23 protein-coding genes are annotated in these 25,916 nt (G+C 58.8%); 6 read left to right on the top strand and 17 right to left on the bottom strand.

The features are described from left to right. Nucleotides 1-32 precede the first annotated feature (32 nt). Complete coding sequence (locus tag ACYVM5_RS12735; RefSeq protein ID WP_460618489.1) at nucleotides 33-827, bottom strand: rhomboid family intramembrane serine protease; 795 nt, start codon at nucleotides 825-827, stop codon at nucleotides 33-35. Between the two features lie 40 nt (nucleotides 828-867). Further along, complete coding sequence (gene mutL / locus ACYVM5_RS12730; protein WP_460618488.1) at nucleotides 868-2,940, bottom strand: DNA mismatch repair endonuclease MutL; 2,073 nt, start codon at nucleotides 2,938-2,940, stop codon at nucleotides 868-870. 289 nt (nucleotides 2,941-3,229) lie between these two features. Between mutL and ACYVM5_RS12725 the strand changes: the two genes are divergently transcribed. Continuing rightward, complete coding sequence (locus ACYVM5_RS12725; RefSeq protein ID WP_460618487.1) at nucleotides 3,230-6,256, top strand: glycoside hydrolase family 3 N-terminal domain-containing protein; 3,027 nt, start codon at nucleotides 3,230-3,232, stop codon at nucleotides 6,254-6,256. Nucleotides 6,257-6,352: 96 nt separating this feature from the next. Here ACYVM5_RS12725 and ACYVM5_RS12720 read toward each other — a convergent pair whose 3' ends face one another. Then, nucleotides 6,353-6,772, bottom strand: a complete 420-nt coding sequence (locus ACYVM5_RS12720) for a VOC family protein (RefSeq protein WP_460618486.1) — start codon at nucleotides 6,770-6,772, stop codon at nucleotides 6,353-6,355. 347 nt (nucleotides 6,773-7,119) lie between these two features. On the opposite strand from ACYVM5_RS12720, the gene bshA reads away from it, so the two are divergent. Next, nucleotides 7,120-8,256 (top strand): N-acetyl-alpha-D-glucosaminyl L-malate synthase BshA, encoded by a 1,137-nt coding sequence (gene bshA, locus ACYVM5_RS12715; RefSeq protein ID WP_460618485.1) that lies wholly within the window; start codon nucleotides 7,120-7,122, stop codon nucleotides 8,254-8,256. A gap of 202 nt (nucleotides 8,257-8,458) precedes the next feature. Here bshA and ACYVM5_RS12710 read toward each other — a convergent pair whose 3' ends face one another. After that, entirely contained in the window at nucleotides 8,459-8,995 is a 537-nt protein-coding gene (locus ACYVM5_RS12710) for a DUF7935 family protein (RefSeq protein WP_460618484.1), read from the bottom strand. A gap of 165 nt (nucleotides 8,996-9,160) precedes the next feature. Between ACYVM5_RS12710 and ACYVM5_RS12705 the strand changes: the two genes are divergently transcribed. From ACYVM5_RS12705 to ACYVM5_RS12695, 3 genes are all read left to right on the top strand, one after another. Continuing rightward, on the top strand, nucleotides 9,161-9,508 hold the full coding sequence (locus ACYVM5_RS12705; protein WP_198066873.1) for a HesB/IscA family protein: 348 nt from the start codon (nucleotides 9,161-9,163) through the stop codon (nucleotides 9,506-9,508). A gap of 93 nt (nucleotides 9,509-9,601) precedes the next feature. Continuing rightward, the gene (locus tag ACYVM5_RS12700; RefSeq protein WP_460618483.1) at nucleotides 9,602-11,797 is read left to right on the top strand and encodes a penicillin acylase family protein; all 2,196 of its coding nucleotides are present in this window, start codon (nucleotides 9,602-9,604) and stop codon (nucleotides 11,795-11,797) included. A 53-nt stretch (nucleotides 11,798-11,850) separates the two neighbouring features. Then, the gene (locus tag ACYVM5_RS12695; RefSeq protein WP_342300892.1) at nucleotides 11,851-12,039 is read left to right on the top strand and encodes a hypothetical protein; all 189 of its coding nucleotides are present in this window, start codon (nucleotides 11,851-11,853) and stop codon (nucleotides 12,037-12,039) included. A gap of 150 nt (nucleotides 12,040-12,189) precedes the next feature. Here ACYVM5_RS12695 and ACYVM5_RS12690 read toward each other — a convergent pair whose 3' ends face one another. From ACYVM5_RS12690 to ACYVM5_RS12650, 9 genes are all read right to left on the bottom strand, one after another. Next, the gene (locus ACYVM5_RS12690; RefSeq protein ID WP_460618482.1) at nucleotides 12,190-12,696 is read right to left on the bottom strand and encodes a cupin domain-containing protein; all 507 of its coding nucleotides are present in this window, start codon (nucleotides 12,694-12,696) and stop codon (nucleotides 12,190-12,192) included. Between the two features lie 59 nt (nucleotides 12,697-12,755). After that, entirely contained in the window at nucleotides 12,756-13,181 is a 426-nt protein-coding gene (locus ACYVM5_RS12685; RefSeq protein ID WP_460618481.1) for a GNAT family N-acetyltransferase, read from the bottom strand. A 29-nt stretch (nucleotides 13,182-13,210) separates the two neighbouring features. Next, nucleotides 13,211-14,095: a ChaN family lipoprotein gene (locus tag ACYVM5_RS12680; RefSeq protein ID WP_460618480.1), complete on the bottom strand. Its 885-nt coding sequence runs from the start codon at nucleotides 14,093-14,095 to the stop codon at nucleotides 13,211-13,213. 154 nt (nucleotides 14,096-14,249) lie between these two features. Continuing rightward, complete coding sequence (locus tag ACYVM5_RS12675; protein WP_460618479.1) at nucleotides 14,250-15,644, bottom strand: ABC transporter permease; 1,395 nt, start codon at nucleotides 15,642-15,644, stop codon at nucleotides 14,250-14,252. Nucleotides 15,645-15,653: 9 nt separating this feature from the next. Continuing rightward, nucleotides 15,654-16,607, bottom strand: coding sequence for an ABC transporter ATP-binding protein (locus ACYVM5_RS12670; protein ID WP_460618478.1), 954 nt, complete (start codon nucleotides 16,605-16,607; stop codon nucleotides 15,654-15,656). Nucleotides 16,608-16,752: 145 nt separating this feature from the next. After that, a complete protein-coding gene (locus tag ACYVM5_RS12665; RefSeq protein WP_460618477.1) occupies nucleotides 16,753-17,394 on the bottom strand; it encodes a hypothetical protein in 642 nt (213 codons plus the stop codon). Next, complete coding sequence (locus tag ACYVM5_RS12660) at nucleotides 17,394-17,903, bottom strand: RNA polymerase sigma factor (RefSeq protein ID WP_460618476.1); 510 nt, start codon at nucleotides 17,901-17,903, stop codon at nucleotides 17,394-17,396. Before ACYVM5_RS12660 ends, ACYVM5_RS12665 begins: the two co-directional genes overlap by 1 nt. A 163-nt stretch (nucleotides 17,904-18,066) precedes the next feature. Beyond that, nucleotides 18,067-19,209, bottom strand: a complete 1,143-nt coding sequence (gene dnaJ, locus ACYVM5_RS12655; protein WP_460618475.1) for a molecular chaperone DnaJ — start codon at nucleotides 19,207-19,209, stop codon at nucleotides 18,067-18,069. Between the two features lie 146 nt (nucleotides 19,210-19,355). Beyond that, entirely contained in the window at nucleotides 19,356-19,946 is a 591-nt protein-coding gene (locus ACYVM5_RS12650; RefSeq protein WP_460618474.1) for a nucleotide exchange factor GrpE, read from the bottom strand. 150 nt (nucleotides 19,947-20,096) lie between these two features. On the opposite strand from ACYVM5_RS12650, the gene ACYVM5_RS12645 reads away from it, so the two are divergent. Then, on the top strand, nucleotides 20,097-20,783 hold the full coding sequence (locus tag ACYVM5_RS12645; protein WP_460618473.1) for a GIY-YIG nuclease family protein: 687 nt from the start codon (nucleotides 20,097-20,099) through the stop codon (nucleotides 20,781-20,783). 115 nt (nucleotides 20,784-20,898) lie between these two features. Here the strand turns inward: ACYVM5_RS12645 and obgE are convergent, their stop codons facing one another. The 4 genes from obgE to ACYVM5_RS12625 all read right to left on the bottom strand — a co-directional run bounded on the left by obgE (nucleotide 20,899) and on the right by ACYVM5_RS12625 (nucleotide 25,821). After that, a complete protein-coding gene (gene obgE / locus ACYVM5_RS12640; RefSeq protein ID WP_460618472.1) occupies nucleotides 20,899-21,963 on the bottom strand; it encodes an Obg family GTPase in 1,065 nt (354 codons plus the stop codon). Nucleotides 21,964-22,113: 150 nt separating this feature from the next. After that, entirely contained in the window at nucleotides 22,114-22,737 is a 624-nt protein-coding gene (locus ACYVM5_RS12635; RefSeq protein WP_460620185.1) for an adenylate kinase, read from the bottom strand. 75 nt (nucleotides 22,738-22,812) lie between these two features. Continuing rightward, on the bottom strand, nucleotides 22,813-23,352 hold the full coding sequence (locus ACYVM5_RS12630; RefSeq protein WP_460618471.1) for a phosphoribosyltransferase: 540 nt from the start codon (nucleotides 23,350-23,352) through the stop codon (nucleotides 22,813-22,815). 228 nt (nucleotides 23,353-23,580) lie between these two features. Beyond that, nucleotides 23,581-25,821, bottom strand: coding sequence for a proton/sodium-translocating pyrophosphatase (locus ACYVM5_RS12625; protein ID WP_460618470.1), 2,241 nt, complete (start codon nucleotides 25,819-25,821; stop codon nucleotides 23,581-23,583). Between the last annotated feature and the right edge of the window lie 95 nt (nucleotides 25,822-25,916).

Raw genomic sequence — 25,916 nt, 5'->3', positions numbered from 1 at the left:
TCGCGCGGCCCGGTCATTTTAACAACCAATCCTTAGTAAAACCGTTCCCGGCCGCGCTCCCAGAATTTGAGGACGATGAAGCCAATCAGCAACCCGCCAAGATGCGCAAAGTGGGCCACGTTGTCGCCGGGGGTGCGGTGCACCCCATTGTAGAGCTCATACACGGCGTACAGGAACACAAAATACTTCGCTTTGATGGGAAACGGAAAGAGAAGTAGCATCAACTCCGTGTTGGGAAAGAGGTAGGCGAAAGCGAACAGGATGCCGAACAAAGCCCCCGAAGCACCCAGCATGCCTCCGTTGCGCGATTCAATTGTTTCGATTACGGCACCGTCCACGGCCTTAGTGGCGGCATTGATGTATTCCTGGTTTTGCGGGTTGCGCTCCAGCGCGCCGGCGAGGCTTTCGTAGCCGGTGGCATCAGGAAAATAAGAGCGGAAAAAGTTGGCAAAATCCCCACCGGTGGGCGACTGGTGAAACTCCTGCCGCGCCACTTCCATCTTGTGCATTTCGTAGCCACGCACTCCTTCGTAGAGCAGGCCAGCCCCCACGCCACAAATCAGCCAGAAGGTGAGAAAACGCGACGCCCCCCAGCGCTGCTCCAGCAGCGGCCCGAAGGAAATCAGGCCGAACATATTGGAAATCAAGTGCCCCCAGCCGGCGTGCAGGAACATATAGGTAAAGAACTGCCAGGGGAAAAAGTACGGCGAGCCGATAGGGTACAAACTGCCGACCTGAGTGATGAGCGGCAACAGACTTTGCTGGGCAACGAGAAACAGAACGTTCGCAATCAACAAATTGCGAACCGTGGGAGTGAGATTGAACATGCAGCGAAAGTAGGTACCGCGAGAGCTTCGCGGTCGAGCCTTATTTACGGAAGAAGTCGGCCAGCTGCTGGCCATCGAGGAGTACGAGGGTTTTGCGGCCGTCGGGGGTGTAGCCGGGGGTTTGGCAGGCGAAGAGGCGGTCGGCCAGCGCGTTGAGTTCGGATTCGGGTAGACGGGTGGCGGCGGTGCCGGCGGCTACGCGGCGGGCCAGGGCGCGGGCCAGGCTTTCACTCTGGTCGAGCTTGAGCGGGCCGGCCGTAGTCCGGAACTGCTCAATAAGGCTTTCCAGCAGTTCCTTTTCATCCTGCGCGGGCATCCCGGCCGGGATGGCTTCCACGGCAATGGTGCTTGGCCCAAACTCATTAAAGATGAAGCCCAGCGCGTGCAGCGGTTCGGTAAGCTCGCGCAACACGGCGAAGTCGGCCGGCGAAAACGTGACCGTGCGCGGAAACAGCAGCGTTTGCGACGTGCCCACGGCCCGGCCCAGCTCCTGCCGGTATTGCTCATAAAGAATACGCTCGCGGGCCGCCTCCTGGTCAATCAGCAGCACACCTGATTTTACCGGCACCAGCACGAAGCGCTGTTGCACCTGCACGGCACGGCTGCCCGCGCCGCTCTCACGGGCCGGCGTGGTCCGGCTGGCCGGTACTTCAGGCAGATTCAGCCCCAGCGAAAGTTCGGCTGGACTGCTCGCCGCAACGTCTCGCACGGGAAAACCAGCGGCGAAAGTTTCGCTAGGCACCGCCGGCGCGGGTGTTTCAAAGCTGCGAACCGTGACGGCGTCGATGCTCGCGTTGTCGCGCACGGGCTGGCCCAGCTCGCGGTAGAAGGCTTCGAGCTCGCGGCGGGCCTGTTCGGTGGGGCGCGGCGGCGCTTGACGCTCGAAGCCGTCGCGGCGGGTTTCGGCGTTGAAGCTGGAGAAACCGGAATTGCTGGAGGTGCGGGCAGCGGCGGCCAGGTCGTCGGGGCGGTAGCCGTCGGAGCTGGCGGCGCGGGCCAGCGGGGTGGCGGCGGGCAGGTGGTCGTCGGCTTCGGTGGGGACGCCGCCGGTGCCCTTGCCGGCCCGCAGCGGGCGGATGGGTGCAAAGTTGACGTCGCCATCGAAGTCCAGCGAGGGCGCGATGTTGTGCAGGCCCAGGCTCTGCTTCACGGCAGCGCGCACCACGGCATACACGGTTTTTTCGTCCTCGAACTTGATTTCTGTCTTGGTAGGGTGCACGTTGATGTCAATCGCCTTGGGGTCGAGCTCCAGAAACAGCACGTAGAACGGGTGCGTGTCGCGGGCCAGCAAGCCTTCGTAAGCCGCCAGCACGGCGTGGTTGAGGTAAGCCGAACGAATAAACCGGTTGTTCACGAAGAAAAACTGGTCGCCCCGGCTTTTCTTGCTCGACTCCGGCTTGCCCACGAAACCGCGCACCGAAATGGAATGCGTCACCTCCTCGCAGGCCGCTAGCTGCTCCTTGTAGCCGTTGCCCAGCAGCGCCACAATGCGCTGGCTCAGCTTGCCGGCCGGCAGGCCAAACACTTCCAATTCATTTTGATACAGCGAAAAGGCAATCTGCGGATTGGCCAACGCCACGTGCTGAAACTCGTCCAGAATGTGGCGCATTTCCACGGCGTTGCTCTTGAGGAAGTTGCGCCGGGCGGGCACGTTAAAGAACAGATTTTTGACCGCGATGCTGGTGCCATCCGGGCAGGCGGTGGGCTGCTGGCTGGTGATTTGTGAGCCTTCTACCAGAATCAAGGTGCCGGTATCCTGCTCGGGCTGCTTGGTGCGGATTTCGACCTGGGCCACGGCGGCGATGCTGGCCAGCGCCTCGCCCCGGAAGCCGAGCGTGCGAATTTTGAACAGGTCTTCGGTCGAGCGGATTTTACTGGTAGCGTGGCGCTCCAGGCTCATGCGGGCATCGGTGGGGCTCATGCCCGCCCCGTTATCCACTACCTGAACCAGCTGCTTGCCGGCCTCTTTCACAATGAGTTGAACTTGGGTGGCACCGGCGTCGACGGCATTTTCCAACAACTCCTTCACCACCGAGGCGGGACGCTGCACCACCTCGCCGGCCGCAATCTGGTTGGCGAGGTATTCGGGAAGTAGGTGAATGATATCGGGCATAAGCAGTAGCGCGGGCGATGACGCGCGCCGAAGAAACGAAAAGAGCTAATCAGCACGTAAACAAGCGGAAACGTGCCCAACAATAACCACAAAATGGCCGCGTTATGAACCCGCGCGGGGGTTTGTTGCGTACCTTTGCGGCTAAATAGCGGAGTTCCAAAGCGAAATTTTACGGCTCGCACCGTTGAGTTTCGCGCCGGAGCTGCCCAGGTTTGGAACCTCCAAACCCGGCCGGCGGGTTCCGTTGTTACTCACGACAAAAGTACGGCCCCCGCGGCCCGTTTGCCCCTTGAACCAACACACCAACCCTACGGGGCTGATGCGCATCCCTTTCCAGCTTACCATGGCAGCCCTGCTGTTGGCGGCGGGACTGTTGCTGTCGTTTGCCGAAGTAAAAAAACTGCCCGCCGACCCGCTGCCATCCGGCCCGGTCGAGACGGCCTGGGTCGATAGCGTTTTCAACGCCCTCACGCCCGACCAGCGCCTGGGCCAGTTGTTCATGGTGGCCGCGTATTCCAACAAAGACCGCAGCCACGTTGAGCGTATTGAGCGGCTAGTACGCAACCAGGGCATTGGCGGCGTAATGTTTATGCAGGGCGGCCCCAAGCGCCAGGCCCTGATGGCCAACCGCCTGCAAGCCGCCGCCAAGGTGCCGCTGCTCATCGCCATGGACGCCGAGTGGGGCCTCGACATGCGTCTCGACTCTTCGGCCCACTTCGCCAAGCAGATGACGCTGGGCGCCATGGACGACCCCAAGTACGTGTACCAGATGGGCCGCGACATTGCCCGCAAAATGCGGGCCCTGGGCGTGCATATCGACTTCGCCCCGGTACTCGACGTGAACTCCAACCCCGGCAACCCCGTCATTGGCAACCGCTCGTTTGGCGAGGACCAGAACCGCGTGGCATCACTGGGCATCCAGTATATCAAGGGCTTGCAGGACAATAACGTGATGGCCGTGGCCAAGCACTTCCCCGGCCACGGCGATACTGACACTGACTCGCACGTTTCGCTGCCGGTCATCAATACGGACATGGCCCGCCTCACGAAGGTGGATTTGGTGCCGTTCCAACGGTCGTTCGAGGCGGGCGTGATGGGCGTGATTGTGGCCCACCTTTATATGCCGCTGTTTGATACGACGGATGCCAAAACCACCACCCTTTCGCACGCGCTGGTAACGGACCTGCTGAAGGATAAAATGGGCTTTAAAGGCTTGGTGTTCACCGATGCGCTTAACATGAAGAGTGTGAGCAAGCTCTACAAAGACGGTGAACTAGACGCCTTGGCTCTGGCTGCGGGCAACGACGTACTGCTGTTTTCGGAAGACGTGCCTTCGGCCTTGCTGCGCATCCGCGAGGCAGTGGCGGCTGGCAAGCTCACGCAGAATGATTTGGACTTCCGCGTGAAGAAAATACTGCGGGCCAAATACTGGGCCGGCCTGAACCACTACCAACCCGTGAACCTGCGCACCATGCGCGACAGCCTGAACCTGCCGGCCTCGAAAGTATTATCGCAGAGCATTTTTGAGCACGCGGTGACCGTTGCCAAAAACGACGATAAGCTACTCCCCTTCCAACGGCTCGATACGTTGCGGATTGCGGCCATCACCATCGGCACGCAGGCGGAGGGTCCGTATGCTACCATTTTCAATAAGTACCAGCCCGGCCCGGTGTACGCTGTGCCCGACCGATACGCGCCCGATAGCACATTTGCCCGCATCAGCAGCCGTTTGCAAGGGTATAACGTGGTGGTGGTGAGCCTGCACGCCATGAATAACACGCCCAGCCATAATTATGGCATCGGTGATGGAGCACTGAAATTTATCAAACAGCTGGAGGCCAACAAGCGCATCAAAACGGTGGTAGTGGCAATGGGCAATGCCTATTCGCTGAAGTTTCTGGAAGATGCCCGCACGCTGGTTTGTGGCTACGAAGACCATTACGCGGCGCAACTGGTGGTACCACAGGTGCTGTTTGGCGCATTGCCGGCGCGGGGCAAACTGCCCGTTACGGTGTCCCCCACCCTCAAAACCAACCTCGGCATTGCCACCTCCGACCTGCACCGCCTGCGCTACGCCGTGCCCGAAAGCCAGGGCCTGAGCTCGCGGGTGCTGGCTCAGATTGACAACATTGCCCTCGAAAGCCAGACCTACGCTGCCGCCCCCGGCTGCCAGGTTTTGGTAGCGAAAAATGGCACTGTGGTGTTCGACCAGAGCTACGGCTACTGCACCTATGACCAGTCGCAGCCCGTGACCAGTAGCACATTGTACGATTTGGCTTCGGTGACCAAAGTAGCCGGCACGCTGCAAGCCGTGATGTACCTCAAGGACCAGGGCAAGCTGAATATCGAAGAAAAGGTTGCTACCTATCTGCCCGAGTTGGCTCGCACCAACAAGCGCGACATGACCGTGCGCGACGTACTGCTGCACCAAGCCGGCCTCAAGCCCGGCATTCCAACGTGGGAGCGCACCCTGCGCGACGGACAGTTCAAGTCTGCGTTCTATGCCAGCGCCCGCTCCGACGATTTCCCCAACGAAGTGGCGCCTGGCGAATACAGTACCAAAGCCGCCGACGATTCCGTCTGGGCCTGGACCATGCGCTCCGGCCTGCTGCCGAAAATCAAAAACCGGTATCCGACGGAATATTCGGACCTGAGCTTTATTGTAATGAAGCGGGTGTGCGAAAAGATTCTGCAACAGCCGATTGAGAACTTTTTGGAAGACAATTTCTACCGTCCGCTGGGCTTGGGCAGTATGACGTACAACCCTTTGCAACGCTTTCCCAAAAGCTGCATCGCGCCCACTGAGAATGATACTTACTACCGCCGCGAGCAACTGCAAGGCACGGTGCACGACCAAACGGCGGCCCTTGTAGGTGGCGTGGGTGGCCACGCCGGTCTCTTCGCCACCGCCAACGACCTGGCCGTGCTGATGCAGATGAACCTGCAAAACGGCAACTACGGCGGCACCCGCTACTTCCAGTCGCCGGTGGTGACGGAGTTTGCGCGGCCCCAAACGGCGGGCAGCCGGCGCGGCCTGGGTTGGGACCACGGCGACCCCAGCAAGCCCGAAGGACCTACCAGCAACCTCTCCCCTGCCAGCACGTTCGGCCACACCGGCTTCACGGGCACCTGCGTGTGGATGGACCCGGATAATAATATTCTTTACATCTTTCTCTCGAACCGTGTGTACCCCGATGCCGGTAACAACAAACTGCGCCAGTACAACATCCGCACGCGTATTCAGGAGGTTATTTACAAATCCCTGGCTGCTGAGAATGCCAAGAAACTAGCTTCGGCAGAGGCTTCACAGAAATAGTTTTTAAGGAAAAGAAACGGACCGCTGACTTTGCAGTCAGCGGTCCGTTTTGTTTTAAACCTTGGCTATCAAACAACTGAATGCATCTGCATCCGGCTATTGCTGCGGCTGCACACGGTCGTAGTTAAACATCCAGCTTTTGCCGAACCGGTCGGTGAGCATGCCGAATTTGGCTCCCCAAAACTGGTCGGCCAGCGGCATGGTCACTTGTCCGCCTTCGCCCAGCTTGGCAAATAGCTGGTCGATTTCTTCTTCGCTGTGGCAATTGAGCGAGAGGTTGTTGCCATTCCCATCCTGCACCGGCTGAAACGGGGAATCGGAAGCCATCAGGACCAGGTCGCCGCTGTGTAGCGTGGCGTGCATCACGCCATTCTGGGCAGCGGCTGGCACGTGCTCGGCGGCGGGAGTGCCAGCGAAAGGCATCATGTTCAGTTCGCCTCCCAGGCACTGCTGGTAAAAGGTCATGGCTTCGCGGCAATTGCCCGAAAAGTTGAGGTAAGGAACGAGTTGGGGCATGGTAATAAAGGGGTTGAAATGAAAAAGTGATGCCCGGTCTTGCCCATTGAGGTTAGCTACTTCTCCATTATATGGGCTGACCGGAACGCCACAAAGATATAAAATAGCTCATTTAATTAGCAATATTATTTTACTAATTTTTTTAACATCACGATTTTATTATTTAGGCCTTTTGTCAGGCTCCTTATGTTTAAAATATGAGCATCGCATCAACAGCAGACAATAAATAGGCACCAAAAGAGCGGGCGTCGACCAACGAATAGCAAAGCCAACGCTGTCACGTTCCAACATCCGGCCCAATTTCCGGTTAGGCAGAACGCGCGGCTCTTTTTCGCGTTAGCTCTTCTATGAACATTGGCATCGTTTGTTATCCCACGTTTGGCGGCTCCGGCGTGGTGGCCACGGAACTGGGCAAAGCCCTGGCCCAGCGCGGCCACCGCGTGCATTTTATCACCTACAGCCAGCCGGTGCGGCTCGATTTCTTCAACGAGAACCTCTTCTACCACGAGGTGTATGTGCCGGCCTACCCGCTGTTCCAGTTCCCGCCCTATGAGCTGGCGCTGACCAGCAAGATGGTCGACATTGTGCAGAACGAAAAGCTTGATGTACTGCACGTTCACTACGCCATTCCGCACGCCTCGGCGGCCTACATGGCCAAGCAGATTCTGCGCTCGCGCGGCATCCAGATTCCGGTGGTGACCACGCTGCACGGCACCGATATTACCCTCGTGGGCAAGGACTCCAGCTTTGAGCCGGTGGTAACCTTCAGTATTAACCAGAGCGACGGGGTGACATCGGTGTCGGCCGATTTGCGGCGCGAAACCTACCAGTATTTCGCCGTCGAAAAGGACATTATGGTCATCCCGAACTTCATTGACCTGCACCGCTTCAAGAAGCAGGAGAAAAGCCACTTCCGGGCCGCCATCGCGCCGGAGGGCGAGAAATTATTGATACACACCAGCAACTTCCGCACCGTGAAGCGTGTAGAAGACGTGCTCCGGATTTTTGTGGGCGTGCGCGAGAAAATTCCGGCCAAGCTGCTGCTCGTGGGCGACGGCCCCGACCGTAACCGTATGGAAAAGCTGGCTCGCGACCTCGACGTGCACCGCGACCTGCGTTTTCTGGGCAAGCTCGAAGCGGTGGAAGAAGTGCTAAGTGTGGGCGACCTGTTTCTAATGCCTTCGGAAAACGAGAGCTTCGGCCTTGCCGCTTTGGAGGCTATGGCCTGCGAAGTACCCGTGGTGAGCACCAACGCCGGCGGCATTCCCGAGCTAAACGTACACGGCGTGACGGGCATGATTAGCGACATCGGCGATGTGGCCGATATGGTAAAAAATGCCCTCTACGTGCTCGATGATGAGAACCTACCCCGCTTCAAAGCTGCCGCCCGTGCCCGCGCCGAGGAGTTTGCGGTGGAAAATATTGTGCCGCGGTATGAGGAATGCTACCGCAATGCCATTGAGGCAGTGAGCGTAACGGCCTAGGCCCTGATTGTCATTGCGAGTGGAGCGCAGCGGAACGCGGCAATCCGTCCTCTCAAACCCAGACACCTGATAATGTGACAAAGTCTTTTTCAATAGAAAGCCCCGACTCTTTGTAGAGCCGGGGCTTTTCACATCTCAGGGTTTATCACATTCAGAGGACGGATTGCCGCGTTCCGCTGCGCTCCACTCGCAATGACAGGCGTTAAAACAAGCCGGATGCCTCGTTCTTCACCACCGCCAGCGCTTGGGCCGTGGGCTCGGCCCCGTCCATCATCAGGCCTTCGAGGATGCGCTTGGCGAGTTCGGTGCCACGGGCCTGGGCTGGGTTCTGGATGCCGTGAAAGGCGCGGTTGACCATCGTGAGGACGTTTTCTTTGGCTTCCTTTACCAGCGTCCAGGCATCAGCTGAGATGTAGACCTGCTGGGAGAGGTTGTGCTCGTACTCGGCCCGGATTTCCTGTTGCAGCAGGCGGTGAAATTCAGGCGCGGTGGAGCCGGCGCTGCTCAGGCGCACGAGGATGTTGTTGGGCGAGATGCGCTCCAGAAACAGCACCACCCGCTCGTAGGCTTGCAGGCGCAGGGGCAGTGTGGTTTTGTTGCTTTCGAGGCGCAGCTCAATCAGGCGGCGCTGCTGCTCTTTTTCCAGAAACTGTTTAAATAACAAATAAATGGCCGCAGCCACAATGATGGCGGGCAGGATGATTTTGAGCAGTTCGTAGAAATAGGTGGTTGAATCCATAGCGTTAGGCCAGACTTCAGAGCCGGCGAATAATAAACGAAGCGGTTTGTAAAAGCTGTGCGTGGGGCCGCAAAACTACGCCGTGAACCGCCGGGCCCCAACTGCTGTTTACGCTCCGATACTGCCGTATCTTTGCCATTCATCTCTCTAAATCGCCTTTTCATTATGGCTGCTGTTGCCACCCTCGCCCCCATTTCCCTCACCGACCGCGCCGTAGTGGAGGTGAAAAACATCATCCAGGAGAAGAACGTCCCGGCCGATTACGGCCTGCGCATCGGTGTGCAGGGCGGCGGCTGCTCGGGCATGAGCTACCTGCTCGGCTTCGACAAAGCCAAGGATGCCGACGAAACCTACGACCTCGACGGCCTGAAGCTCATCATGGATAAAAAGCACGCCATGTACGTGCTGGGCATGGAAGTTGACTTCCAGGACGGCCTCAACGCCCGTGGCTTCGTTTTCAACAACCCCCAGGCCAAGAGCACCTGCGGCTGTGGCTCGTCGTTCTCGGCGTAGTTTCTTCCGATTTTAATAGCACAAAGCCCTGGCCTACCGGCCGGGGCTTTTTCGTTTACTTTCGCGCCGATTGTTTCATCTGTTCCCAGCCCGATGCGTCTGTTGTTTTCGCTGCTGTTGCTACTTACCGGCCTGACAGCTCAGGCGCAAAAATTTAGTCCCGCCGAGCTGGCACGCTGGCAGCAGCAGGCCCGGCAGGTGAGCATCATCCGCGATACGTATGGGGTGCCACACATTTATGGCAAGACCGATGCTGATGCGGTTTTCGGCCTGCTTTATACCCAATGCGAGGACGATTTCGACCGCGTGGAGGCCAATTACCTCGATGCCATTGGCCGGCAGGCTGAGGTGGATGGCGAAGCCGCGCTGTACCACGACCTGCGCGCCCGCCTGTTTATGGACAGCACGCAGGCCCTGGCCATCTACCAGAAGTGCCCGGCGGAGATGAAGAAGCTGCTCGATGCTTTCGCCGCCGGCACCAACTACTACCTGGCCACCCACCCCACCGTGCAGCCCCGGCTGCTGCGCCGCTTCCAGCCCTGGATGCCGCTGATGTTTAGCGAGGGCAGCATTGGGGGCAATATCAGCGTGGTGAGCATTGAGCGACTAAAGGCGTTCTACAGCCAGAAAAAGTCGAGCTCGTGGATTGATACCGACTTCGGCCGGGCCGACCGTGAGCCGGTGGGCTCCAATGGCTTTGCCATTGCCCCCGGCAAAAGCGCCAGCGGCCACGCATTGCTGCTTATTAATCCGCACACCTCGTTTTATTTCCGCTCCGAAGTGCAGATAGTGAGCCAGCAGGGCCTGAATGCCTACGGCGCCGTAACGTGGGGGCAGTTTTTTATTTATCAAGGCTTTAATGAGCATTGCGGCTGGATGCACACTTCCAGCCAGGCTGATTCGATGGACGAATACCTCGAAACGGTGGAAGAAAAGGGCGGCAACTTTTTCTATAAATACGGCACGAAGCTCAGGGCCGTAACGGCGCAGCAAGTGTCGCTGCCCTACAAATCGGGCGATAAAATCCTGCGCAGAACCTTCACCATCTACCGCACGCACCACGGCCCCATTGTGGGCCAGAAATCGGACGGGCAATGGGTGGCGGTGCGCATGATGAACGCGCCGCTGGCCGCCCTACAACAGTCCTACCTGCGCACCAAGGCCACCGACTACGCCAGCTTTCAGACGGTGATGAAGCTGAACGGCAACGCCACCAACAACACCGTTTTTGCCGACACCAAGGGCAGTATCGCCTACTGGCACGGCAACTTCATGCCAAAGCGCGACCCGAAATTTGACTGGAGCCAGCCTGTGGACGGCAGCAACCCGGCTACCGAGTGGCAAGGCTTTCACCCGGTGAGCGACTTGGTGCAGGTGCACAACCCAGCCAGCGGCTTTATCCAGAACTGTAATTCCACGCCCTACACCGTGGCCGGCCCCAGCAGCCCGCTGGCGGCCAGATACCCCAAATACCTGGCTCCCGATGCCGAAAACTACCGGGGCCTCAACGCCGTGCGTGTATTAAGCCGCAAAGCCGTGTTCACGCTCGACACGCTGATTGCGGCAGCCGGCGACCCGCACCTAACGGCCTTCGACGACATGCTGCCGCCGCTGCTGGCTGCCTACCAGCCCACCTCGGCCGAAAAAGCCGCCGCTCCCGCCGTGGCCGAAGCCATCGAGTTACTGCGCGCCTGGAATCATGATTATGCCCAAAACTCCGTGGCCCAAACCGTGGCCATTTATTGGGCCGAGCGGCTGCTGGCCAAAGCCCGCGCCCGCGTGCCCGCCGCCCAGCCGCAACTCGACTACATCAGCTTCACCCGCTTCGCGCTGGCCAATACCACGCCCACCGAAAAAATGGCTACCCTCACCGAAACGCTCGACGACCTCACCCGCGACTTCGGCACCTGGAAAATGCCCTGGGGGGACGTAAACCGCTACCAACGCCTTACCGGCCGCATCGAGGAAAAGTATGATGACCAGCAGCCCAGTCGGCCGGTGGCGTTCACGTCGTCGGCCTGGGGCTCGCTGGCCGCGTTTGGGGCGCGGGCTTATCCTGGCACTAAAAAACGCTACGGCAACGTAGGCAACAGCTTCGTGGCCGTGGTGGAATTCGGGCCGCGCATCGTGGCGCGCTCCGTGGTTACGGGCGGGCAGACCAGCCGGCCCGGCACGCCGCACTTCACCGACCAAGCCGATTTATACTGCAACGGCCGCTTCAAGGAGGTGCGTTTTTATCCCGAAGACGTGAAGGCCCACGCCGAAAGAACCTATCATCCCGGCCAGTAAGCCCGCGCCGGGCTTACCTTCAACGCCATCCAACTACGCTAACCCCACCACGCATGGACGTTAAATATCTCTCCGACGACAAAGGCAAAATCACCGGCGTTTTCATCGCCATTGAGGAATGGGAACGGCTGCAAAAGCAGTACAACATCAGCGAAAAAGCGCCGGCTGACTCCGGCGCCAAGCTTCAGCAGTCGCTGGCTGAAGCCATGAAAAAGGTAAAACCCAGCGAGGAGGCCGAGTAAAGGAGACGCAATAAAGTAAAACGTCATGCTGAGCGCAGCCGAAGCATCTCTACCGCAGCAGTAAACCCAATTGAAAGGATTACCATTGCAGTAGAGATGCTTCGGCTGCGCTCAGCATGACGTGCTTTTTTCTTTCTGATTCGCCGACCCCTAGCGACCAAAATCATCCTGCACGCGCACGATGTCATCCTCATCCGATGGGTTATGCGCGTCGGTGTGCTGCCAGATTTCGGCCAGGATGCCCCAGTCTTTCAGGCCCACGAGGCGGTGGCGCTCGCCCTGGCGCAGGATGATGCGCTCGCCCACCTGCAGGCTTTTCACTTCGCCTTGCTCATCGGTTTCGCTGGTGGCCACGCCCACGGGGCCCTGCACCACCTGCCAGATTTCGGCGCGGCGGTGATGGTACTGCCAACTGAGCCGCTGGTGCGGGGCCACCACGAGGATTTTCGGGCTCAAGCGGCCCGAAATCCGCAGGCTGTCCACCAACAGGCCGTCGAAATAGGTATTGGCAAATTCCTGGGCCTGGGCTTCATCAATCACGAAAAACCCGCCCCACGGGCGCGTCGGGTCTTCCTTGTCAATTGTGAAACCTTGCTGCTTTAGCGTCTCGGCCACTTGCTGAAACAGGGCACTTTTTTGGGGGTCAGTATTGGGCATAAGAGTTAGGTTTCTTAATCAGGCAAACATAATAAAATATCTATTATTTTTTATACTTGCTACTTCCATTCGATTAGCTCAAACCGCACTTCGCCGCTGGCAGTACGGTTGGTTTCGCGCCATCCGGCCCGGCGGTAGAAGCCTTCGGCGCGCGTGCCCGGTGCGGTGCTTAGCCACACGGGCTCGGTGGTTTGGCCAAAATACCAGGCCAGCATAGTGTCGTGCAGGGCGCGGCCAATGCCTTTCCGGTCAAAATTGGGATGGACAAACAACGCCCAGACGCTGTGGCCCTGCAAATCGGCAATGGCGAAGCCCGCCAACTGCCCGTCTACTTCGGCCACCCAGCCTTTGCCGCGCCGCGTGAGGTATTCCACGTAGTCGTCATACGTCACGAGTGCCGGATTACTGAGCGCATTTTCCCTTACCGACAGCCGGATTTCAGACATCTGCGAAATATCGGCTACTTGGGCTTCGCGAATTTTCATGGGCCAATGAGTACTGGGCTCCCTGTTTTTTAGTAAGTTTTGGCGGCATCGGCCGGCACCACCACCACGTAGTCGGCCACGTTCATCTGCTCCTTTTCCAGCGTCAGCAGCTGCTCCTGGGTAACTACGCTGATGGTTTTCACGCGGAGCTTGGGCGCGTTCTGGTGCAACCAGGCCACGATGCCGTCGTGGTGGTCGGAGTGGTAGCTGCCGTTGAGGTGCAGCATGGTTTGGCCAGGCGCGAGGCTGGTCTGGATGAAGTGAGCCATGGTGGCGTCCTTCAGCGCCTGGGCCTGAATGATGTTCTGGGCTCCGCCACCGTGGGCTTTGCCATCGCCGCCAAACATGGCGGCCATGTTTTTGTAGCCGGGCAGGTCGTAATCAACTTTCAGCGGCAGCGGCGCGAGCAGGGCGCGGTCATTGGCAGGCAGCTTGTCGAGGGCAGTGAGGCTGCGCTGGGCCACGACTTTGGCGAAAGGGCGCGGGGCGTTGGTGCCGACGACGGGCAGGTGGTTTTCGCGGGCGAAGAGCAGCAGCGGGCGGTAGTCGGTGGCGTAGTTGGGCCACGGGCGGGCCTGGCGCTCGAAGGCCGTATCGGCCAGCGTGCCGGCGGCGTACTGGGCCACCAGCGGCTGCACGTCGCGCTCAAACATCTCCAGGCCCAGCACCAGCTGGCCGGGCTTTTTCAGCTTCAGCAGGTCCTTGGCTACTTGCAGCTCCAGCCAGTGGGCGAGGGCGTCGTTGTGTTGCTCGCCGAAAAGCACCACATCGGCCTGAGCCAGCTCCTGCATCATTTGGTCGTAGTCGGCGGGCGAGCCGGCGGCGGTGAAAAGCCGGTAGGCGGGCCGGTCGCTAACGAAGCTGGCGAGGCTAAAGAGCAGTAAAAAGAGACTGGCAAGGCGAAGGAAACGCATGAAACAAGGCATAGACGATAATAACAAAGAACGTCATGCTGAGCGCAGTCGAAGCATCTCTACAGAGGAAGTAAATCCTGTTGATTGGATTACCATTGCGGTAGAGGTGCTTCGACTGCGCTCAGCATGACGTTCTTTAATTTCCCCCAGCGCTCTACCCCTTATAAAACATCCACTTACCCAGCTCCTTGTACGTCACCTTCTTACCGTACATCAGAATACCCACGCGGTAGATGCGGGCCGCCACCCACACCGTGCCCAGAAAGCCCAGAATGAGCAGGAAAATGGACAGCCCCAGCTGCCACATTGGCACGCCAAACGGCAGGCGGATGACCATGGCAATGGGCGAAGTCAGCGGGAACATCGACATCCAGAAAGCCACCGGCCCGTCGGGATTGCGCAGGATAACCGACACGCCCACAATGTAGCTCAGGATAAGCGGCATGGTGATGGGAAACATGAACTGCTGGGTGTCGGTCTGGTCGTCTACGGCCGCGCCCACGGCCCCGAACAGCGCCCCGTACAGCAGGTAGCCGCCCAGGAAGTAGACGATGAAGCCGAACAGAATGGTGCCCAGCGGCAGCTCGGCCAGGGTGTTGAAGAAGCTGAAACGGCCGGCCGGGTTGGCCTGGGCCGCCCCTTGCTGGGTGCCCTGGTCGAAGCGCTGGGTGGCCGAGCGCGGCTCGTCGTCGGCAACCACCGTGGCGGTAGCGCCGGCGGCCGAGGTACCGGCAGCCACTTCGGTCTTGGGCTTGTCCTTGCCCGTCAGCAGGGGCATCACCACCGAGCTTACCCCGAACGAGAGCACGCCCCACAGCAGAAACTGCGTGAGGCCCACCGCCGCGATGCCCACAATCTTGCCCATCATCAAATCAAACGGCTTCACCGACGACAGCATCACTTCCATGATGCGGCTCGACTTCTCCTCCCCCACCCCGCGCATAATCTGCACGCCGTAGATGAAGATGAACATATAAATAGCCAGCGCCAGCGCGTAGGACATGCCCGAGGTGGCCAGCGCGTTGCTGTTGGCCTCCTTGCCGGTCTCATCAAGGCTCACGGCCTGCAAGTCCACCTGCGAGCGCAGGCGGTCGAGCTGGTCCTGGGTGAGGCCGGACTTCTGCATTTTCAGGTCCGAAAACGCCTTATTGAGCGCCGATTCCACGGCCGACTGCTTTTTCAGGCTGATGTTGCCTTTGCCGAAAAACTGCACGCCCACGGGCTTTTCCACGTCGAGGCCGGCGGGCAGGTACACCAAGCCGTCGTGCTTGGCTTTCTGGAAGCCCTTTTTGGCATCGGCCAGCGTGCCGGTGGTGGTTTCGAAGCGTAGCTGTGGGGTGCTCACCAGGCGGCTGGCCACGTTCAGGCCGGAGTCGTCGCGCACTTCTATCACATCGGTGGTGTCGTTGTCGGAGCTCGCCATTTTGGCGATGACGAAGCCGAACCCTGCCAGCAGCAGCGGCACGGCCAGCGTGAGAACGATAAAGGCTTTTTTGCGAACGCGGCTCAGGTACTCGCGTTGGGCAATGAGTAAGAATTTGGAGGCCATGACGAATGATTAAAGCAGTGCGTTAGCAGTTTCGAGGAGGGTTTCGGGCATGGTTTCGCTCACGCGCCGGATGAAAATCTCGTTGATGCTCGGGATTTTCTCGCGGAAGGCTTCCACTTCAATTCCCGCCGAGCCAATGAGGTAGCGCAACAGGTCGTTCGGCCGCACGCCGTCCTGCAATTGCACCCGCAGGTAGAAATGGTCGTTTTCCCGCTTTTTCTGTTCCACCACCTCAAAATCGGGGCTCGACAACACGGGATGCCCCGTGCCCTCCACCTCGTAGGTATTGGTCTTGAACTGGTTTCGAATCACGCCAATCGGCCCGTCCAGCACCTTGCGCGAGCGGTTGATGAGGGCAATATTGTCGCACATTTCCTCCACCGATTCCATGCGGTGCGTTGAGAAAATGATGGTGGCACCCTGGTTGCGCAGCTCCAGAATCTCGTCCTTAATCAGGTTGGCATTGATGGGGTCGAAGCCTGAGAACGGCTCGTCCAGAATAATCAGCTTGGGGTCGTGCAGCACCGTGGCAATGAACTGCACCTTCTGCTGCATGCCCTTGCTGAGGTCTTCCACGTTTTTACCGGCCCACTCCTTTATATCGAAACGATTCAGCCACTGCTTGATGCGCGCCGTGGCATCGGCCCGGCTCAGGCCGCGCAGCTGGGCCAGGTAGAGCAGCTGCTCGCCCACTTTCATCTTTTTGTAGAGGCCGCGCTCCTCGGGCAGGTAGCCGATTTGGGCAATGTGGCTCGGGTTCAGCCGCTCGCCGCGGAAGCGGATTTCGCCCTCATCGGCCCCCGTAATCTGAGTGATGATGCGGATGAGCGAGGTTTTGCCCGCGCCGTTGGGCCCGAGCAAGCCGAAGATGCTGCCCTCGGGAATTTCCAGGCTCACGCCCGAGAGGGCGACGTGGTTGGCGTAGGCCTTCCGCACGTCAATGGCTTCCAGTATTGGTTTCACAGAAAGAAGGGTTGGTGGGTTAAATTTAGAAGAATGAAGCTGGGCAAATGTATTGCGGGCTTCAGCTACTTGCCAGAAGCCGGGAGCCAAACGGCTGCAAACCGTCCCCAAGCGGTGAATAAGGCGGATGAATGGGCCCGGCGGTTTAGGTAGTGGCAGCGGGCCCGGGTTCGGCCAGCTCGTGCAGGCTCGCTTCGAGACGGTCGAGGTGCTGGCCGTAGAGACGTTGCAGGTAACGGCGCGTCAGGCTGGCCACCGGCAGGTAGAGCAACGCCGGCAGCACCACCACCAAGCCCAGCACCAGCGCAATGCCGAACCCGGAAGTCAGCCCGATTTCGCGCTTCGAAGTCGACACCACCATCAGCACGTTCAGCAGCCCGCCCACCGGCAGCATGGCCAGCGTGAAGCGGTAGTAGAAGCGAATGAGCGCGCGCAGGCCCCCGTCGAGGCGCAGCAGGTGGGCGCGCAGGTCGGCGGCGGGGTCGTCCATGCGGCGCAGCAGGTGCAACTTCCGGTACAGGTACACGATGCACACGGCCCCGATGGCCGCCAGCACGCCACCTGCTACTTGCAGCCAGAGCGCCTGCGCCAGCCCGGCCAAGGCCAGCGCCCCTGCCACGATGCCAATGTTGGCCCACAGCTCCAGCCGGGCACTCCGGCGCAATTTGTCAAGAATGCCATCGGACTGCCGGGCCAGCAGCCGCGTCAGGGCCGCCGCGTCGAGCGGGGCGGGCGCATCGGCTGGCGCGGGCTGCTGCCACTGGCGGCGAAGGTCATCGAGTTCCATCAGGCGGCGGGGACTAAAAGCGAGCGAAGTTTTTCCTGCACGCGGTGCATTTTCACGCGCACATTATTTTGGGTAATACCAAGAATGTCAGCCATTTCTTCATAAGTCCGGTCTTCAAGATAAAGCAGCACAAATGCTTTATCGACCTCCGACAAGCGGCCAATAGCCCGGTAGAGCTGGGCACGGTCGTCGGCATCGAAGCCCGTTTCCGGGGCCTGGGCCACGGCCAGCGCTTCGGCATCCAGCTCGCTCGGGGCCGGACGGCGGGTGCGCTGGCGCAGGTTCGAGATAGCCACGTTCAGCGCAATGCGGTAGAGCCAGGTGCTGAGCTTGGCCCCCGGCTGGGGCACGTAGCGCGGCCACGCCCGCCACAGCTGCAGCACCATTTCCTGGAACAAGTCCTGGCGGTCGTCGGCATCCTGGCAATACAGCCGGGCCACGCGCCGCAGCAGCGGCTGGTACTCGTGCAGCGCGGCAACAAAATCAGCAGACGGGGTGGCGGCGGCCATGCTTGGGGTAGGAGTTTTTCAGGGAGTGAATCGTCACTTGCGGCATAGCATTACAGCCGTCAGTGAAAATTTCCGCAAGAACTACAATTGTCCCATATAGCAAATAAAAAACCCCGCCTGACCAACGGCCAGACGGGGTTTTTAAAAACTCTCTAATCAAGTATTACGCGAAATATTCCTTCACTTTTTCGAAGAAGCCTTTCTCGTTCTTGCCGGGATGCGGCGTAAAGTTGTCCGAATCGCGCAGCTTCTCCAGCAGCTCGCGCTCCTGGTTGCTCACGTTTTTGGGCGTCCAGACATTGAGGTGAATGAGTTGGTCGCCGCGGCCGTATCCATTCAGGTCCTTGATACCCTTACCGCGCAGGCGCAGGATTTTGCCGGGCTGGGTGCCGGGGTCCACCTTTATTTTCACTTTGCCCTCGATGGTGGGCACTTCCAGGCTCGCGCCCAGCGCGGCATCCACGAACGAGATGTACTGCTCGAACATGATGTTGTTGCCGTCGCGCTTCAGGAATTCGTGCGGCTCCTCCTCAATCTGGATGAGTAGGTCGCCGGGCACGCCGCCGCGCTCGGGGAAGTTGCCTTTGCCATTCATGCTCAGCTGCATGTCGTTGGCCACGCCGGCAGGAATATTGATGGGAATTACTTCCTCGTGCAGCTGGCGGCCTTCGCCTTTGCACACGTCGCAGGTGCTCACAATGGTTTTGCCCTCGCCGTTGCAGGTAGGGCAGGTGCTGCTGCTCACCATCTGGCCGAGCATGGTGTTCACCACGCGCTTAGTCTGGCCCGAACCCTGGCAAGTGGCGCAGGTTTTGAGGTCGGTGCCGTTTTTAGCGCCAGTGCTACTGCACGGCGTGCAAGCCACGTAGCGCTTCACCTTGATTTTCTTCTCGACGCCGTTGGCAATTTCCTCCAAATCAAGCTTCAGCTTGATGCGCAGGTTCGAGCCTTTCTTCTGGCGCCGGCCACCGCCCTGGCGCCCGCCCCCAAAGAAGCCCTCGAAGCCCCCGCCACCGCCGAAAATATCGCCGAACTGCGAGAAGATGTCCTCCATGTTCTGGGCACCGCCGCCACCGCCGCCCATGCCCTGATGGCCGTATCGGTCGTAGCGCGCCCGCTTGTCGGCGTTGCTAAGGACTTCATACGCCTCGGCGGCTTCCTTGAATTTGTCCTCGGCCGTGGGGTCGTCGGGGTTTTTATCGGGGTGGTACTTGATGGCCATCTTGCGGTAAGCCGACTTGATAACGTCGCCTTCCGCCGTTTTGGTAATGCCTAATACCTCGTAATAATCGCGCTTCGTAGCCATCTTCTTTTGTATGAATCGCCTGTCATCCTGAGCGGAGCGAAGGACCTTATCACGCACCAACGACTTGCTCAGCCGCGATAAGGTCCTTCGCTCCGCTCAGGATGACAGACGTTTTTATTCTTTCAGCCTCCAATCAAACCCTAAAATTACTGCCCAAGCACCACTTTGGCGTGGCGAATAACCTTGTCACCCAAATAATAGCCCTGCTCCACCACGTCCACGATTTTCCCTTTCAGGTCGTCGCTGGGCGCGGGAATCTGGGTGATGGCCTCGTGCAGCTCGGCATCGAAGTCGCCACCCTTGGCTTCCATCAACGTCAAACCCTTTTGCTGGAGCGTTTTGTTCAGCTTGTTCTGCACAATGTCGAGGGCATCGCGCACGGCGGTGGCATCGGTGGTGGTGGCAGTGGCGGTGCGAGCGCGCTCTACGTCATCGAGCACGGGCAGCAGGGCCGTCATCAGTTCCTGATTGGCGGTTTTGAATAGCTCGATGCGCTCCTTGGTGGTGCGGCGCTTGTAGTTCTCAAACTCGGCAGCCAGGCGCAGGTATTTGTCTTTAAGGTCGGCCAGTTCGGCATCGGTGCGGGAGCCCTCGGCTTTCGGCGCGGCCGAAGCGGAGGCTTCTGCGGCGGCGGCAGTGTCGGTGGTTTCACCGTCGGCATCGGCCATTTCGCCAGCTACGTGGTTGGGGTCGGCGGTCAGGTTGTCGTCCTGCGGCAGGTTATTTTCGTTAGCCATTTGCGGAAATATTCGTCGAAAGGGGTTTTTCACGGGGTTAGCCGGTTAGTCAGGTGGCGGGCGCAAGGAGTGGGCCAAAGGGGCGCGGGCTGCCATAGTGGCATTGGCACTAACTTCGTCATTACACTTCCATAACAGTCAATAATCTGTATGAATCCCTTAGGCCAACAATTGATAGCTCAATCATTAAATCATTTTGCCCAAATGGCTCCTCAATTGAGTGTTGTCTATGTTCTAACGAATCCAGCAATGCCAGGAATGGTAAAGATTGGGCGTACAAGTCATGATGACGCAAAAACTAGGATTGACCAACTTTATACAACCGGTGTTCCAGTTCCATTTAACTTGGAATTTGTTTGCAAAGTCCCTAACTCAGAAGAAGTTGAAAAAGCACTGCATCTTGCGTTCGCCCCTCATCGAGTGAATCCTAAACGCGAGTTTTTTACGATAGAGTCTAGTCAAGCAATTGCAATCTTAAAGTTGCTTCATGTTCAAGATGCGACGAACGAGATTGAAAGTCAATTAACTACTAGCAACATCGCTCAATCAGAAGTTGATGCAGGCACACAACTCAAGAAAAAGCGCCCTCCTCTCAACTTCACCGAGATGCAGATACCGCCACATTCAGAGCTTGTTTGCAAAGTCAATGCAGCGATAGTAGTTGTAATAGACTCGAAAAGAGTTCAGCTAAATGGAGAAGAAATGTCTTTAACAGCAGCTACTCGTAAAGTTTTGAATATTGATTATAGCGTTGCTCCAAACCCTTATTGGTCCTTTGAAGGACAACTACTCCAAGAAATTTATAACAACACTTATGGACAGCTAAACGACGATTAACTACTCATGCACGCCTCCTAAATCATTTTTCTCATCTGCTGATTTGTCCCATTTGCAAATCTGAAATCGAGAATGAAATGACCCTCACCCGGGAGCATCCGTTATATCGAATCCGCTAGGAAGGCCACTCCTCACCACCCTCCTCTTCGCCAAGGCCTTGGCGTTTTACTGGCGCAGCGTCGCGACGAGTTTCTTCCAGCGCCTTCCAAATCATGTCCTTCAGCGGCACAATATTCTTATTGGTGAGGCTGGAGATGAAGATGGAGGGCACGTCGGCCGGGAGCGTGGCGCGGATTTCGGCCTCCAGTTCCTCGTCAATCATGTCGGACTTGGTGATGGCCAGCAGGCGCTTTTTTTCCAGCAGTTCGGGGTTGAACTGCTCCAACTCGCCCACCAGCACGTCGTATTCGGCGTTGATATCGGGCGAGTCGCAGCTTATCATAAAGAGCAGCATGGAGTTGCGCTCGATGTGGCGCAGGAAGCGGGTGCCCAGACCCTTGCCCTCGGCCGCGCCCTCGATGATGCCGGGAATATCGGCCATCACGAAGGATTTGTAGTCGCGGTAGGCTACCACACCTAGGTTGGGCACCAGGGTGGTAAAGGCGTAGTCGGCAATCTTGGGCTTGGCCGCACTCACCACCGAGAGCAGCGTGCTCTTGCCCGCGTTGGGGAAGCCCACGAGGCCCACGTCGGCCAACAGCTTAAGCTCCAGGATAATGATGGCCTCAATGGCTGGCTCGCCGGGCTGCGCGTACTGCGGGGCCTGGTTGATGGAATTCTTGAAATGGTCGTTGCCCCAGCCGCCGCGCCCGCCGGGCACGAGGATGAGCCGCTGCCCGTGCTCCGTGATTTCGAGCATCTGCTCGCCAGTTGCGGCGTCGCGGGCCACGGTACCGAGGGGCACTTGCAGCACAATGTCTTCGCCCTGCGCGCCGCTGCGCAGGTTTTCGCCCCCACCCTCGCCGTCTTTGGCAAACACGTGCTTCTGGTACTGCAGGTGCAGCAGCGTCCAGAGCTGCGAGTTGCCTTCGAGGATGATGTGGCCGCCGCGGCCGCCGTCGCCGCCATCGGGACCGCCGTTGGGCAGGCCCTTGGCCCGGAAAAAGTGGTGCGAGCCGGCACCGCCCTTGCCCGAGCGGCAGATGAGTTTGACGTAGTCGATGAAGTTATTGGAGGCCACGGGGATTGGGGTATTAAGGTAAAAAAACGGTCATCCTGAGCGTAGCGAAGGACCTTAGCACGACCGGACGATTTGCAGTAACGCTAAACCGTGCAAGCGTGATAAGGTCCTTCGCTACGCTCAGGATGACAGTCGTATTGAAACGTAAAGTTACGCTTTTACTTCGTTGGTCGCCTCGGCCGGTGCTTCGGGCTTGGCGGCCTGGTGCTGGTCAATCAGGCCACAGATTTGGCCAAAGATGTCGTCAATCGGGCCAATGCCGTTGAGGGCGTGAAATTTATTCTGGGCGGCGTAGTAGCCGGCCACCTGGGCAGTTTCGGTGTTGTACACCGTAACGCGGCGTCGGATTTTGGTTTCGTCCTGGTCATCGGGGCGGTTGCTGGTTTTGCCGCGCTCCAACAAGCGCTTCACCAGTTCTTCCTCCTGCACTTCCAGCGCAATCATGCAGCCAATGTGCGTGTTATGCGCAGCCATGAGCTGGTCGAGGCTTTCGGCCTGGGCCACGGTGCGGGGGAAACCATCAAAAATAAAACCGCCGGCCTGGGGGTTATCCTTCAGGGCGCTGCCAATCATCCCGATAACCACGGCATCGGGCACAAGCAGGCCTTCGTCCATCAGCTTTTTGGCGGTGAGGCCCAGCTCGGTGCCTTGGGCAATCTGGGCGCGCAGCAGGTCGCCGGTGCTTAGGTGCACGAGGTTATACTTGGTGATGAGCTTCTGGCTCTGGGTTCCTTTGCCGGCGCCGGGGGGGCCGAACAGCACGATATTCAACATGTAGAAGACGCGTTGCGCGAGGGAGGTGATTTTGGTGGGTTTGGGCAAGTTACTCAATCGTGACCAGAAACGTTGCTATACGGCGACGTACACATCGGGCAGATTGCGGCCCAGGCCGTCGTAGTCAAGGCCGTATCCGACCACGAAGTCATTGGGGATTTCCTTGGCTACGTAGCGCACCGTGAGCTCGTGCTTCAGGCTGGCGGGCTTGAAAAACAGCGCAGCAATCTCGACCGAAGCCGGGCCTTTTTCCAGTAGCGTGGGCATGAGGTGGTGCATGGTGGTACCTGTGTCCACGATGTCCTCCACGATGATGAGGTGGCGGTCCTGCACTTCTTCGCGCAAGCCCAGAATTTCCTGCACCACGCCGGTGCTGCCGGTGCCATCGTAGGAGGCCACCCGGATGAAGACAATTTCGCATTCGCCCACGAAGCGCTTCAACAAATCGGCGGCAAACATGAACCCGCCGGTAAGCACAACGACAAACAGCGGCTTCTGCCCGGCATAGTCGGCGCTGAGGCGGGTAGCCAGGGCGGCCACTACTTCATCCAGCTGAGCAGCCGACAGATACGGCCGAAATTCCTTGTTGTGGATGGTAATGTGGGGATGGCCCATGCGGCGCGGGGAGGGTGTAATGAGGGTACAAAGCTACTCACGGAATCGGCCGCGACATTCATGCCTTCCCTGTCTTGCTTCCCACCAAGCAGGTAAACGGGTTCCATCAATAGGCGGAAGACACAACAGAAAACATGAAAAAAGCCGCGACAATTGTCGCGGCTTTTCATCCTTTAATAACCAATACGTTGAATTCCCCTGGGGATAGGTGCCTAAGTCAGCCCTCCCCTACCGCACCTCGTGCAGCACCGTGTAAATCACGCGAAATACGGCTGGTGCAAAGGCTTCGGCGTAGCGAACGTGGGGCTGCATGGTGGCTTCGATGCGCTCCTTCTCCAGCTGCACGGGGGCCATGCCGCGTTCGCCGCCTTTCTCAGCAATGTGGGGCGCGATGACCAGCGACACGATGCTCATCAGTTTGATGAGGATGTTCATGCTCGGGCCGGAAGTGTCTTTGAAAGGGTCGCCGACGGTGTCGCCCGTCACCGAAGCTTTATGCGCGTCGGAGCCTTTGTACTGCATCACGCCGTTCACCATCACGCCTTTCTCGAAAGACTTTTTGGCGTTGTCCCAAGCCCCACCGGCGTTGCTCTGGAACATGGCCATGAGCACGCCGCTCACGGTGACGCCGGCCAGCAGGCCGCCCAATACTTTCGGACCGAACAAAAACCCGATGATAATAGGCGTAAGTAGCGCAATGGCACCCGGCAGAATCATCTCCCGGATGGCGGCGGTGGTCGAAATAGCTACACACTTCTCGTACTCGGGACGACCGGTGCCTTCCATAATGCCCGGGATTTCGCGGAATTGTCGACGCACCTCCTGCACCATGGCCATGGCCGCGCGGCCCACCGCCGCAATGGCCAGCGCCGAGAAGATGAACGGAATCATAGCACCCACAAACAGGCCGGCCAGCACTTCGGCATTCGAGATGTCGATGGTGTCGATGTGGGCCGTGCCCATGAAGGCGGCAAATAGAGCCAGCGACGTGAGGGCAGCCGAGGCGATGGCGAAGCCTTTGCCGGTAGCGGCGGTGGTATTGCCCACAGCATCCAGTATGTCGGTGCGCTCACGTACTTCCTTGGGCAACTCGCTCATTTCGGCGATGCCGCCGGCGTTGTCGGCGATGGGACCGAAGGCGTCGATGGCCAGTTGCATGGCGGTGGTGGCCATCATGCCCGCGGCGGCAATGGCCACCCCGTAGAGGCCGGCCGCCTTGAAACTAAGTACGATGCCGGCCGCCAGCACCAGAATGGGCAGTACCGTCGATTCCATGCCCACAGCCAGGCCGCCGATGACGGTGGTGGCGTGGCCAGTGCTGCTTTGCTGCACGATGCTCATCACCGGGCGCTTGCCCATGGCGGTGTAATACTCGGTGATGATGCTCATCAGCGTGCCCACAATCAGGCCCACTACCACGGCGTAAAAGACGTGCATGGCATCGAAGCTAATGCCGCGAATGGTGAAAGTACCAGCCGGCAAAATCCACATAATCAATCCATATGCTCCAGCTGCCGATACTAAAACCGAAATATAATTGCCGGTATTGAGTGCGCCTTGCACATTCCCACCTTCCTTCACCCGCACACACAGAATGCCAATGAGCGAGGCCAGAATGCCCATGCCCGCAATGGCCATCGGCAGGAAGATGGGCGAGAGCCCGCCAAACTGGTCGTTGGTCACGGTTACTTCGCGGCCCAGCACCATGGTGGCCAGGATGGTGGCTACGTAGGAGCCGAACAAGTCGGCGCCCATGCCGGCCACATCGCCCACGTTGTCGCCCACGTTGTCGGCGATGGTGGCGGGGTTGCGGGGGTCGTCTTCGGGAATGCCGGCTTCGACTTTGCCCACGAGGTCGGCCCCTACGTCGGCCGCTTTGGTATAAATGCCGCCGCCCACACGGGCAAACAGCGCAATGCTTTCGGCCCCGAGCGAGAAGCCCGTTAGAACTTCGAGGGCTTTTTCCATTTCCGTACCATTGGTGAGGCCACTGGGAACGAACATTTTATAGAAGACAATAAACAACGAACCCAAGCCCAGCACGGCCAGGCCGGCCACGCCCATGCCCATCACCGAGCCACCCGAGAACGACACGTTGAGCGCGGTGCTGAGGCTGGTTTTGGCAGCCTGGGCGGTGCGCACGTTGGCTTTGGTGGCGATTTTCATCCCGATGAAGCCCGCCAGCGCCGAAAACACGGCCCCAATCAAAAACGCGATGACGATGACGGGGCTGGAGTTGCCGCTCGTAGTGCCCAGGTAGAAAAGAAATGCCCCCGCAATGAGCCCGAACAGGGCCAACACCTTGTACTCGGCCTTGAGGAAGGCGATGGCACCATCGGCAATATAGCCCGCAATGGTGGTCATGCGCGCATCACCAGCATCTTGTCTGGTTACCCAACCGGCACGCAGCCAGGTGTAGAGCAAGGCAAAAATGCCCAAGGCAGGCACGGCGTAGAGGTATGGGGTCATAAAAATGAAATGGGTGGGAAAAGTGAGTTAAGCGGTTTTCGGCTCGCAAAATAGCGGAAATTGCTGCGAAAACTACTTTCCCATCCACTTCATAA

The organism is Hymenobacter ruber (assembly GCF_054783255.1).
The sequence above is the reverse complement of the archived record's forward strand: the minus strand, read 5'-3'. Positions and strand labels throughout refer to the sequence as shown.